We start from the raw sequence: 12,458 nt of genomic DNA on the forward strand, positions 1-12,458 counted from the left end.
CGCGAAGGGCTGGTTTCTTGCCGGGCAGCAACGTCGTCATCGTCGAATCGCCGGCCAAGGCGAAGACCATCAACAAGTATCTGGGTGATGACTACACCGTCATCGCCAGCTTCGGCCATGTCCGCGACCTTCCGGCGCGGGACGGTTCGGTGCGCCCGGATGAAGACTTCGCGATGGAATGGGAGCTGGGCGACCGCTCAAAGCGCCACATCGACGAGATCGCCAAGGCTGTGAAGTCGGCCGACCGCGTCTATCTCGCAACCGACCCGGATCGCGAGGGGGAAGCCATCGCCTGGCACCTGTCAGAACTGCTGCGCGAAAAGCACCTGACCGACAACCGCGACGTCCAGCGCATCACCTTCAACGAGATCACCAAGAGCGCGGTGCAGGCCGCCATCGCCAACCCGCGCGATGTGTCCCGCGAACTGGTCGACGCCTATCTGGCGCGCCGGGCGCTGGACTATCTGGTCGGCTTCACCCTGTCGCCGGTGCTGTGGCGCAAGCTGCCGGGCTCCAAGTCGGCCGGCCGCGTGCAGTCGGTGGCGCTGCGCCTGATCTGCGAGCGCGAGTCGGAGATCGAGGTCTTCAAGCCGCAGGAATACTGGTCGATCGCGGTGGGCTTCACCACGCCGGCCGGCTCCTCCTTCACCGCGTCGCTGACCCAGCTGGACGGCAAGCGGCTCGACAAGTTCGGCCTGCCCAACCGCGAGGCGGCCGAAGCCGCCGTGGCGAAGATCCGCCCGCAGGCCTTCACCGTCTCGACGGTGGAGCGCAAGCAGAGCCGCCGCAACCCGTCGCCGCCCTTCACCACCTCCACCCTGCAGCAGGAGGCCTCGCGCAAGCTGGGCTTCGGCGCCACCCGCACCATGCGCACGGCGCAGCGGCTGTATGAGGGCGTGGACATCGGCGGCGAGACGGTCGGCCTCATCACCTATATGCGAACCGACGGCGTCAGCCTGTCGCAGGAGGCCATCGACGGCGCCCGCAGCCTGATCGGCAGCCAGTATGGCGAGCGCTACGTCCCGGCCCAGCCGCGGGTCTACAAGACCGCCGCCAAGAACGCCCAGGAGGCCCACGAGGCCATCCGGCCGACCGACCTGCAGCGCCGGCCGGATACGGTCTCCGCCTATCTGGAAGGCGACGAGCTGCGGCTCTATGAGCTGATCTGGAAGCGTACGCTGGCGAGCCAGATGGAAAGCGCCGTGCTGGATCAGGTGGCGGTGGACATCGCCAGCCCGTCGAAGGACGTGGTTCTGCGCGCCACCGGCTCCATCGTCGTGTTCGACGGCTTCCTGAAGGTCTACCAGGAAGACCGCGACGACGCGGCCGAGGACGACCAGCAGGAGCGCCGCCTGCCCGCCATGGACCAGGGCGACGCCCTCGACCGCGGCGACATCAACCCGGAACAGCATTTCACCCAGCCGCCGCCGCGCTATTCCGAAGCCAGCCTCGTCAAGAAGCTGGAGGAGCTGGGGATCGGCCGGCCGTCGACCTATGCGTCGATCCTCCAGGTTCTGCAGGACCGCAATTACGTCCGGCTGGACAAGCGGCGCTTCATCCCGGAGGACCGCGGCCGGCTGGTGACCGCATTCCTGGAGAACTTCTTCCACCGCTATGTGGAGTACAACTTCACGGCGGAGCTGGAGAACCAGCTGGACGAGATCTCCGACGGCAAGATCGACTGGAAGACCGTCCTGCGCGATTTCTGGACCGCCTTCGACGCGGCGGTGAACGGCACCAAGGATCTGACGATCACCCAGGTGCTGACCACGCTCGACAACGAGTTGGGCGCCCATTTCTTCCCCGCCGCCACCGCCGACGGCCATGACCCGCGCGTCTGCCCGGTCTGCCGCGAGGGCCGGCTGGGGCTGAAGCTGGGCAAGATGGGCGCCTTCATCGGCTGCTCGCGCTATCCCGACTGCCGCTACACCCGGCCGCTGGCCGTCGCCAACGACGAGAACGGCGAGGCGCAGGACGGCCCGCGCGAGTTGGGCAACGACCCGGAGACCGGTCTGCCGGTGACGGTGCGCCGCGGCCCCTTCGGCGCCTACATCCAGCTGGGCCCGGCGCCGGCCGCCGCCGCCCCGCCGGAGGAGCCGCCCGCCGAGGAGCCCGCCGTCGACGGCAAGAAGCCGAAGGCGAAGAAAAAGAAGAAGGACGACACGCCGAAGCCCAAGCGGGTGTCGCTGCCCAAGGGCATGGCCGCGGCCGACGTCGATCTCGACACCGCGCTGAAACTGCTGGCCCTGCCCCGCGCCATCGGCAACCACCCGGAAACCGGCGAGGAGATCAGCGCCGGCATCGGCCGCTTCGGTCCCTACCTGAAGCATGGCAGCGTCTACAAGTCGCTGACGCCCGATGACGACGTGCTGACCATCGGCATCAACCGCGCCGTCGATCTGCTGGCCGGCGCGGCCAAGAAGGCGTCGGCCCCGGCCAAGACCCTGGGCGACCATCCGAAGACCGGCAAGCCGATCACCATGGGCTCCGGCCGCTTCGGTCCCTATGTGAAGCATGGCAGCGTCTATGCCTCGATCCCGAAGGGCACAGAGCCGGACAGCGTCACGCTGGAACAGGCGCTGGAACTGATCGAGGCCAAGGTCGCCAAGGACGCCGCCAAGAAGGGCAAGGCCCCGAAGGAGGCCGAGCCCGCCAAGGCCGAGGGCGCGGAGGCGGAGAAGCCCGCCAAGGCGAAAACCGCGGCAAAGACCGCGGCGAAGAAGCCCGCTGCCAAGAAGGCGACCAAGGCCAAGGCCGCCAAGGACGCTCCGGCGGAGGACGCCGCGCCGAAGAAGAAGACCGCCAAGGCATCGTGACCGAGCGGAAGGCGCCGTGTGGCGGGGGCTGAGCAATGGCGACCATCCGTGAAGCATTGCTCGCCGCCCTCGACCATCACGCCGCCGGCCGGCTCGATGCGGCGGCGACGCTCTACAGCCGCATCATCGAGGCGGATCACGGCCAAGCGGATGCCCACCATCTGCTCGGCGTCGCGTTGACGCAGATCGGGCGCGCGAGCGATGCCGTCGCGCCCTTCCTGACGGCGATCCGTCTCGCGCCTGAACAGGCCTCCTTCCGGTCGAACGCCGGAAACGCCTTCAAGGCGCTCGGGCGGCAGGAGGACGCGCGCGCCTGCTGCCGCATCGCCCTCGCCCTGGAACCCGGCCACCCGGATGCGCTGGGCAATCTCGCCGCCATGACCGCCGATCCGGCGGCGGCGCTGGCCATCGCCCGCCGCAGCCGCCGTCTGGAGCCTCTGAAGGAAGAGACGCCGTTCAATTGCGGCGTTCTGCTGCGCCGGCTCGGACGCGGGGTCGAGGCGCTGGACAGCTTTCGTGCCTGCCTGCTGCTTTCGCCCACCAATGCCGCGGCCCTTCACGCGGCAGCCGAACTGATGGAAGCGGAGCACCCGCACGAGGCGGCCCGCCTGTTCCGGCGGGTCGCCCGCCTGATTCCAGACTCCTTCGGAGCGGTCCTTCGCGCCGCGATGGCGCTGTCGCGATCCGGCGCGGTGGACGGCGCCATCGCCCTCCTCGACGGGTTGATCCGCGAAGTCCCGGATCTGGCGGAAGCCCACTTCAACCGCGCCGGCCTTCATCACGAATCGGGCAGCCTGGAGGCCGCGTCCGCAGGCTACCGCCGGACCCTCGCGCTGACACCGGGCGATGCCGAGGCATGGTACAGCCTCGCCTCCGTGGAAAAGGACCGGCACCGGATGGAGACCGCGACCGGGGGATACCGCCGGGCGCTGGCCGTCGACCCGTCCCTCCAGGCGGCCCAACTCGATCTGCGCGCTGTGCTCGGCCGGCAGTTTCCCGCCTGGCATTTCACCATGCTGGCGGATCAGGCGCGCAATGCCGCCTATCTGCGCGCGATCGACGCGGCGGTGAAGCCCGGCATGATCGTTCTGGAGATCGGCACCGGTGCGGGGCTGCTCGCCCTGATGGCCGCGAGGGCCGGCGCCGCCCATGTCTACAGCTGCGAACTGTCGCGGCCGCTGGCGGAGCTGGCGCGCGCAATCGTCTCCGACAACGGCTTGTCGGACCGGATCACCATCATCAACAAGCGGTCGTCGGAACTGCGCGTCGGGGTCGATCTTCCCGAACCGGCCGATCTGCTGATCTCCGAAATCCTCGACGCCGGACTGCTGGGCGAAGGAGCGGCGGCAAGCGTGGCCAAGGCCGCGCGCGCCCTGGTGAAGCCCGGCGCCGTGATCCTGCCGCGAGGCGCGGTCATCAAGGCGATGCCGATCGAATGCCCGGCCCTGCGCAGCGTGAACCCGGTCGGCACCATCGCCGGATTCGACCTGTCGCGGCTGGAGGCGTATCGCACCCTCTCCTACACGGTGCTGGCGTTGAACGATGTGCCGCACCGGCCGTTGGGGCCGCCGACCGATGTCTGCTGGATCGACCTGCGCAATCCGCCCGCGCATGGGCCGGTCGGGTCGGCCCGCCTCCCGATCGCCGCCGACGGTGCCCTGCACGCCATCGCCTTCTGGTTCGAACTGCACATCGACGACCGCACGGTGCTGTCCACCGCCCCGGGAGCGGAGTCGCGGCATTGGCAACAGGCTCTGCAATTCCTGACGGGCGACCGGCCGGTTCGGGCCGGCGACGCGGTCGAGGCCCGCCTGAGCTACATCGCCGGACGCCTTCACTTCACGGTTTGACCGTGCCCACATGCATAGGACCGGCATCGAACCGGAGCGATTTTTTGCGTCTATTTTTCCTATAAATTCGGTAGAGTTTTGATCGGTTATAGCGATTTTAGATGTTGAATTCGCCGGCCATCTGTCGTCTCATTCCCCCCGGCCCGCAGGTTCCCCGTGTTACCCGCAGGCCGGGCGCGTTAAGCTGCCGGCGCTGCTCAATCCAAGCAATACGGGAGGACAACGACCATGAGCGCCGCGGTTTCCACACAAGATCCCCATGCCCCGCAGGATGTCCCGCTGGTTCTGCGCGAGGACCGTGATGGGGTCGCCACGCTGACGCTGAACCGGCCCAAGGCGCGCAACGCGCTGTCGGTGGGGCTGATGGCGGCGTTGCAGGACGCGCTGGACGCCATCCACGAGGACGGCTCCGTGCGTGCCGTGGTGCTGGCCGGGGCCGGCGGCGCCTTCTGCGCCGGGCATGATCTTAAGGAGATGCGGGCCGCCCCGTCGCGCGAGCTGTACGAGGCGCTGTTCACCCAGTGCTCCCGCCTGATGCTGACGATCAACCGCGTCCGCCAGCCGGTGATCGCCAAGGTGCGCGGCGTGGCCACCGCCGCCGGCTGCCAGCTGGTCGCCACCTGCGACCTCGCCTATTGCGAGGAGGAGGCGCGCTTCGCCACGCCGGGCGTCAACATCGGGCTGTTCTGCTCGACGCCGATGGTGGCGCTGACCCGCGCGGTCGGGCGCAAGGCGGCGATGGAGATGCTGCTGCTGGGCGACCTGATCGACGCGGAGGAAGCGGAGCGCATCGGGCTCGTCAACCGCGCGGTGCCGGCCGAACAGCTGGACGAGGTGGTGGACGGCGTCGCGGCCAGGATCGCCTCCAAATCGCCGCTGACCCTCGCCACCGGCAAGGAGGCCTTCTATCGCCAGATCGACCTGGACGTGGAAAATGCCTATGCCTATGCGGCCAGGGTGATGACCGAGAACATGATGGCGCAGGACGCCGCCGAGGGCATCGACGCCTTCCTGGGCAAGCGCACGCCGGTGTGGTGCGGCCGATGACCGATCCGAAGATGACCGACACCAGGATCACCGAGCCGGCCGACTACACCGACGCCTTCCTGCGCGGCGTTCTGGACAATGCGAAGAGCATCGCCGTGGTGGGGGCCAGCGCCGACCCGGTGAAGGCCAGCTTCTTCGTGATGAAATATCTGCGCGACAAGGGATACACGGTCATCCCGGTCAACCCGAAGATGGCCGGCCAGACCATCCTCGGCCTGCCGGTCTACGCCAGCCTCAAGGACCTGCCGGAGCCGCCGGACATGGTGGACGTCTTCCGCAACTCCGCCGCCGCCGGCGGGGTGACGGACGAGGCGATCGCCGCCGGGGCCAAGGTGGTGTGGATGCAGCTGGGCGTCCGCAACGACGAGGCGGCGGCGCGGGCCCAGGCCGCCGGGCTGACCGTGGTGATGGACCGCTGCCCGAAGATGGAAATCCAGCGCCTCTACGGCGAGATCGGCCGGATCGGGGTCAATTCCAACGTTCTGGTGACGCGCCGCATGGCGCCGACGAAATCGTTCAAAAAACTGATCTGACAAACTGGGGGAATCACACAGATGACTGAGCAGAAGAGCTTCGGCTTCGAGACCCGCGCCATCCATGCCGGCGCGGCGCCCGACCCGGCGACCGGCGCACGCCAGACGCCGATCTACCAGACCACCAGCTTCGTCTTCGAGAATGTCGACGACGCCGCCTCGCTGTTCAACCTGCAGAAGGTCGGCTTCATCTATTCCCGCCTGACCAACCCGACTGTGGCGGTGCTGGAGGAGCGGCTGGCGAACCTGGAGGGCGGCGCCGGCGCCACCGCGACCTCGTCCGGCCATGCGGCGCAGCTGCTGGCCCTGTTCCCGCTGATGGCGCCGGGCGACCACATCGTCGCCTCGAAGAAGCTCTACGGCGGCTCGCTGAACCAGCTCGGCATCAGCTTCCCGCGCGCCTTCGGCTGGGAGCCCAGCTTCGTCGACACCGACGACGTGGAGAACGTGAAGGCGGCGATCACCGGGAAGACCAAGGCGATCTTCGTCGAGAGCCTCGCCAATCCCGGCGGCGTGGTGACCGACATCGAGGCCATCGCCAGGATCGCCGACGATGCCGGCATCCCGCTGATCGTCGACAACACGCTGGCGACCCCCTACCTGATCAACCCGATCCAGTGGGGCGCCACGCTGGTGGTGCATTCGACCACCAAGTTCCTGTCCGGCAACGGCACCTCGGTCGGCGGCGTGGTGGTGGACAGCGGCAGGTTCGACTGGAGCAAGTCCGGCAAGTTCCCGGCGCTGAGCGAGCCCGATCCCGGCTATCACGGCCTGCGCTTCCACGAGACCTTCGGCCATCTGGCCTTCACCATCCACGGCCATGCCGTGGGCCTGCGCGACCTGGGGCCGAGCCAGGCGCCGATGAACGCCTTCCTGACGCTCAACGGCATCGAAACCCTGCCGCTGCGCATGCAGCGCCACGCCGACAGCGCGCTGAAGGTGGCGCGGTTCCTGGAAAGCCATCCGGCGGCCGGCTGGGTCAGCTATGCCGGGCTGGAATCGTCGAAGTACCATGCGCTGGCCAGGAAGTACCTGCCGCGCGGCGCCGGTGCCGTGCTGACCTTCGGCGTCAAGGGCGGCTTCGAGGCCGGTGTGAAGGTGGTGGAGAGCGTCGAGCTGTTCAGCCATCTCGCCAACATCGGCGATGCGCGCTCCCTCATCATCCACCCGTCCTCGACCACCCACCGCCAGCTGTCGGCGGAGGCCCAGGCATCGGCCGGCGCCGGCCCCGACGTGCTCCGCCTGTCCATCGGGCTGGAGACGCCGGAGGACATCATCGCCGACCTCGATCAGGCGCTGAACAAGACGCTGGGGTAAGGATTTGCCGGGGGCGCGCCGGAACGGCCGGCGCGCTCCCCTGCCCTGCCGGTCAGACCATCACCGCGCTGGCTTCCCGGACGGCGTCCAGACGCTCCCGCAAGGTTTGCGGGGTCACCGGAACCTTGTCGGGCAGTTCGCCATAGGCATAGCGGACCACGCCGTCGATCAAGCCGCGATTGCGGAACTCGGCGGCGCCGAGGGCCGGATCGGCGAACAGCTGGCGCAGGAAGGCGCGGTTTCCCGGCTGCATGTAATAGCCCCAGTGACGCCCGCGTCCACCGGCACCGTCGGAGGCCAGCGTCGTGTGGAAATTCCCCTGGAACCATTGATCGAAGGACGCACGCCGGTTCGAGCCGCTGCGGTCGATCTGGATGTCGATCCAGCGATCCGTCTGCTTCATGCCGTCCCGCCCGATCACCCGCGCTTCCGCCGTCTGAACATAGCGGAAGGGGTGGATCATCTTGGCGGCACCCCATTGCAGAACCTCGTCGTGCCGGTTGACGAGATTGAAGACATCGTAGCCGCCCTTGCCGACGGCATGGAGAGCATCGACGCTGAATTCCGCTCCGCCGAGCAGGACCACCCGCCGGACGCAGTCGATGGCGCCATGGTCGGCCAGCAGGCTCAACGTCCGCAGCGTCAGGCGGGTGCCGAGGCTGTGGGCGAGGAAATCGACCTTCACCCCCTCCTCGCGCAGGGTCTGGACGATCAGTTCCAGGGATTTCGCCGCCTGCACGGCAAGGTCGAGAACCGCGTACTGGTAGGAATTGCTCCAGCCGGCCTTGGCGTAGTGGGACAGACTGCCGGTGGAGGTCCAGCAGAAGCCAAGCGCGATGTCGTTCAGCGCCTCTCCGTCCTCGGAGGTTTCCCCGACGATGGGGAGCCAGCTTTCGAGCGGATACCTCTCCACGGCCGGGTTCGCATAGACACGGTTGAAGGCATCGTCGTCCGAACCCGGATCGTATTCCGCCGTGGGGTCGTAGGAATAGCCGTGAACCATGATGACCGCGGCGCGCCCCTTCAGTCCGGCACTCCATTGCCGAATGCTGCTTTTCAGGGCGTCCGATGCCGTCACCCTGCCCCCGGATTTCGGCACCTCCTGAAGCACCGTTTTTCCGCTCCGGTCCATGATGCGGTCGTCCGCCGCACGAAACTCCGGCGAGTCCGGAGCCCCGGCATGCGCAGCGATCCAACGCAGTCCAAGCATGTCCACCCTCCATGATCGATCGAGCCACGACCGGAATGAGGGTATGGCGGATAATCAGGAGCGGTAAAACGGGAACATCTACCGGAGCGGGTTATATGACCTTATATTTTCCCGCATGGGTGATCGCTTGCGGCGCCACCATCAACTTCCGTCAGCAGTGCAGCGCCTTTTTCCACTCGACCCTCACTCCGCCGCAGGCAGCGGGGCGGCTACCGGCTCGGCCTTGCGGCGGTCGTCGGGCAGCAGCAGGGCGGCGGCGAAGGCCAGGGCGGCCAGCGCCGACAGGGTCATGTAGAGCATGGCGAACTCGCCGGTGCGCTCGTAGACCCAGGCGACCAGTTGGACCGCCAGCGGGCCGGCGCCGAAGGACAGGATGTATTTGGCGCCGAAGGCCAGACCGCGATGCTTGTCCGGGGTGTAGCGGGCGAGCAGCATGTTCTCCGCCGGGATCTGCGTCTGCGAGGCGATGACGACCAGCGCGGCGGCGGCCACCAGCGGCAGGCCGGCCAGGACGGCAACCGCGGCCATGATCGGGATCTGGACCAGCAGGCAGAGCAGATAGACCCGCTTCAGCGAATGGCGGTCGGCCAGCACGCCGCCGATCATCTGCGGCAGGGCCGCGACCAGATAGACCGCCGTCACCAGCCCGCCGACGCCCAGCGTGCCGGTGCCGAGCCAGCCGCCCAGCCGCGCCTCGAACAGCTTGGGCAGCACCACCTGCATGGCGTTGAAGATCAGGCCGGCGCAGACCATGGTCAGCGACAGCACGAAGAAGGCGCGCACCACGTCGCCGCGCGACGGCTTGGGTTGCGGCTTCACGTCGGCATGGCGGTCCTGGACGATGCCGCTCATGATCAGCAGGGCCAGGGCGGCGCCCATCACGAGGCAGATGGCGCCGGGGATGATGAAGGCCATGCGCCAGTTCAGCCATTCCGTCAGGCTGCCGGCGACCACCGCGGCGGTGGCGACGCCGAAGGTGCCGAACAGGCCGAGCCAGCCCATCGCCTTCCCGCGATTCTCGGCATTCGCCATCATCCAGGCCATGCCGACGGGGTGGTAGATCGACGCCCCCAGCCCCAGCAGGGCCAGCGACCACATCAGCATTTCCGGCCCGTCCGACAGCCCGGCCAGCACAGCCCCGCCGCCGGTCATCAGGTAGAACACCGCCATCATGCCGGCCGAACTCCAGCGGTCGCCCAGCCAGCCGGCCAGCGGCGCCCCCAGCCCGATCATGAAGGCGCCCAGCGTCCACAGCCGGATCAACTCGTCATAGGACAGCTTCCATTCGGTCTCCAGCGCCAGCACGATGGTCAGGAACAGCGCCGACACGATGTGCATCAGCGTGTGCCCGACCCAGGCGAAACCGACTGAAAGCCGGGCCGAGGTCGGCGACGGCAGGGCGGCGCTGACGGATGGATGACTCATCGAACTCTCCGGCCCCGGATTTGTCCTTTCCGGGGAATGTTTCATTGGCAAGCGGAGAGTGAAGGCTGGCACGGGATGGTTGAACCGTCCAATGCGCCCACCTCATGGCGGGCATGCTGCATGCGTTCGAGCGCCGGTTTCATCAGGCGACCGCAAGGCCGCGGGCAGAGCGATGTGGTATCGCGCCATATGTGGCTTCACCACACCGCAAGGACGTCCTATATTGAAGCATGCACAAAGCTGCGCTCCTCCTATCCCGCAAGACCGTCTACGACGACGGGAGCATTGTCCAGGTGCGGGTCTGGTCGGTCGCGGCTCCGGTGCCGCCGTCGGAACACCGGTACAAATACAGCCTGTATTACGGCAAGGATGGCGAGCGGATCGTCGGATACGACAATGAAAAGGGCAAGGGCGACCACAAGCATATCCGTGGCCGGGAAATTCCGGTTCGCTTCGAGACCATCGAACGGTTGATCGACCAGTTCTTCACGGAAGTCGCCGCGGCTAGAGAGGGAAGGTTATGACCACGCTTCGGATCCACATCGGTGTCGATCTCCAGGCCGAGGCGGCTGCGGTCAAGGATGCACTCCGCCGCCACGAGGCCGGGGAGAGCGTCCGGGAACACCACATCACCTTCGAATCCTTCGAAGGCATGAGCCGGATCCTGACACCGAAGCGCCTGGAAATCCTCCGGTATCTGCATCGCAACCCCACGGCGAGCATCCGGGCGCTGGCCGGGTCGCTGGGTCGCGATTACCGCAACGTCCATATGGACGTGACCGCATTGGTCGAGGCCGGTCTGATCGACGACCAGGACGGATTGCGGGTGGACTATGACGATGTCGAAATGAAGATGGCTCTCTAGATTGATAACGCTCAGTCCTGAACGTTCCCGCGCATCTTCTTGACCTCCGACCGCTTGGCCTTGCCCTCCAGCCGCCGCTCCTTGGATCCCTTGGTCGGCTTGGTCGGGCGGCGGGGCGGCGGCGGCGGGGCGGCGGCGTCGCGGATCAGGTCGATCAGGCGCTCGCGGGCGTCCTCGCGGTTGCGGATCTGCGAGCGGTGGCGGTCGGCCACCAGGATCAGCACGCCGTCCTGGGTCAGGCGCGAGCCGGCCAGCCGTTCCAGACGGTAGCGCACGGCATCGGGCAGGTTGGGCGAGCGGCGCACGTCGAAGCGCAGCTGGACCGCCGTCTCCGTCTTGTTGACGTGCTGGCCGCCGGGGCCGGAGGCGCGGACGAACTCCTCCTGCAGCTCGCTTTCGTCCAGGCTGATGCGGGGCGTGACCCGGATCATTTCGGCCCCTCCCCCGGCCCCTCCGCCGGCCCCTCCGCCGGCGGCTCCGCCGGCGGCTCCAGCGGGTGGCGGGCGCGGAAGGCGCGGGCGAGAGCGGCGAAGCCGGCGACGTGGATCTCCTCCGCCCGCGCGGTCGGGGCGATGCCGGTCTCCTCCAGCAGGGCCTCGGCATTGCCCAGCGACTTCAGGCTCTGGCGCAGCATCTTGCGGCGCTGGCCGAAGGCGGCGGCGGTGACCTGCTCCAGCGCGCGCCAGTCGGCCGGCTCCGGGTTCACCCGCGGAGTCAGGTGGACGACCGTCGATTCGACCTTCGGCGGCGGGGTGAAGGCGCGCGGCGGCAGGTTGAACAGCACGCGGGCGTCGGAGCGCCACTGGGTGATGACCGACAGCCGGCCATAGGCCTTGCTGCCCGGCTTCGCCACCAGCCGGTCGGCGACCTCCTTCTGGAACATCAGCGTCAGGCTGACATAGGCCTCGATCCGCGCCAGCCAGCCGAGCAGAAGCGGCGTCGCCACGTTGTAGGGCAGGTTGGCGACGATGGCGCGCGGGGCGGGGGCCAAAACCTCCGGGTCGACGGTCAAGGCGTCGGCCTCGACGATCGACAGGCGGCCTTGGGACGCCTCGATGACGTCCTGCAGCGCCTCGATGAAGCGGCGGTCGCGTTCGATGGCGATGACCTTCACCGCGTTGGTCGCCAAAAGCGCGCGGGTCAGACCGCCGGGACCGGGACCGACCTCGATGGCGGTGGTGCCGGCCGGCAGGTTGGCCGAACGGGCGATCCGCCCCGTCAGGTTCAGGTCGAGCAGGAAATTCTGCCCCAGCGCCTTGCGCGCCTCCAGCCCGAAGCGCGCGATCACGTCGCGCAGCGGCGGCAGGGCGTGCGGGTCGAAAGCAGCCGGGGCGGATGCGGGCGCAAAGGGGGCGGAGGCGGGGGTCTGGTCGGTCATTCCCGACTTATAGGCAT

11 protein-coding genes are annotated in these 12,458 nt (G+C 68.0%); 7 read left to right on the top strand and 4 right to left on the bottom strand.

Annotated elements, in window-relative coordinates:
- Positions 1-17: 17 nt before the first annotated feature.
- The 5 genes from topA (at position 18) to DM194_RS06900 (ending at position 7,563) form a co-directional block, all read left to right on the top strand.
- Positions 18-2,816, top strand: coding sequence for a type I DNA topoisomerase (gene topA / locus DM194_RS06880; RefSeq protein ID WP_111066541.1), 2,799 nt, complete (start codon positions 18-20; stop codon positions 2,814-2,816).
- Positions 2,817-2,851: 35 nt separating this feature from the next.
- Positions 2,852-4,666, top strand: coding sequence for a tetratricopeptide repeat protein (locus tag DM194_RS06885; RefSeq protein WP_111066542.1), 1,815 nt, complete (start codon positions 2,852-2,854; stop codon positions 4,664-4,666).
- 228 nt (positions 4,667-4,894) lie between these two features.
- The gene (locus tag DM194_RS06890) at positions 4,895-5,713 is read left to right on the top strand and encodes an enoyl-CoA hydratase (protein ID WP_111066543.1); all 819 of its coding nucleotides are present in this window, start codon (positions 4,895-4,897) and stop codon (positions 5,711-5,713) included.
- Positions 5,710-6,246, top strand: a complete 537-nt coding sequence (locus DM194_RS06895; protein ID WP_425457244.1) for a CoA-binding protein — start codon at positions 5,710-5,712, stop codon at positions 6,244-6,246. Before DM194_RS06890 ends, DM194_RS06895 begins: the two co-directional genes overlap by 4 nt.
- A gap of 21 nt (positions 6,247-6,267) precedes the next feature.
- Positions 6,268-7,563, top strand: a complete 1,296-nt coding sequence (locus DM194_RS06900) for an O-acetylhomoserine aminocarboxypropyltransferase (RefSeq protein ID WP_111066544.1) — start codon at positions 6,268-6,270, stop codon at positions 7,561-7,563.
- 52 nt (positions 7,564-7,615) lie between these two features.
- Here DM194_RS06900 and DM194_RS06905 read toward each other — a convergent pair whose 3' ends face one another.
- The gene (locus DM194_RS06905; protein WP_162629973.1) at positions 7,616-8,773 is read right to left on the bottom strand and encodes an alpha/beta hydrolase; all 1,158 of its coding nucleotides are present in this window, start codon (positions 8,771-8,773) and stop codon (positions 7,616-7,618) included.
- Between the two features lie 183 nt (positions 8,774-8,956).
- Positions 8,957-10,198, bottom strand: a complete 1,242-nt coding sequence (locus DM194_RS06910) for an MFS transporter (protein WP_111066545.1) — start codon at positions 10,196-10,198, stop codon at positions 8,957-8,959.
- 230 nt (positions 10,199-10,428) lie between these two features.
- Here DM194_RS06910 and DM194_RS06915 point away from each other — a divergent pair, with 230 nt between their 5' ends.
- Complete coding sequence (locus DM194_RS06915; protein WP_111066546.1) at positions 10,429-10,722, top strand: toxin-antitoxin system TumE family protein; 294 nt, start codon at positions 10,429-10,431, stop codon at positions 10,720-10,722.
- A complete protein-coding gene (locus DM194_RS06920; RefSeq protein WP_111066547.1) occupies positions 10,719-11,063 on the top strand; it encodes an HVO_A0114 family putative DNA-binding protein in 345 nt (114 codons plus the stop codon). Before DM194_RS06915 ends, DM194_RS06920 begins: the two co-directional genes overlap by 4 nt.
- Before the next feature lie 11 nt (positions 11,064-11,074).
- On the opposite strand, the gene arfB is transcribed toward DM194_RS06920, so the two are convergent.
- Positions 11,075-11,494: an alternative ribosome rescue aminoacyl-tRNA hydrolase ArfB gene (gene arfB, locus DM194_RS06925; RefSeq protein WP_111066548.1), complete on the bottom strand. Its 420-nt coding sequence runs from the start codon at positions 11,492-11,494 to the stop codon at positions 11,075-11,077.
- Positions 11,491-12,441: a 16S rRNA (adenine(1518)-N(6)/adenine(1519)-N(6))-dimethyltransferase RsmA gene (rsmA, locus tag DM194_RS06930; RefSeq protein WP_111066549.1), complete on the bottom strand. Its 951-nt coding sequence runs from the start codon at positions 12,439-12,441 to the stop codon at positions 11,491-11,493. The genes arfB and rsmA overlap by 4 nt, the downstream gene beginning before the upstream one ends.
- Positions 12,442-12,458: the final 17 nt, after the last annotated feature.

This window comes from Azospirillum ramasamyi (assembly GCF_003233655.1).
Classification (GTDB): Bacteria; Pseudomonadota; Alphaproteobacteria; order Azospirillales; family Azospirillaceae; genus Azospirillum; species Azospirillum ramasamyi.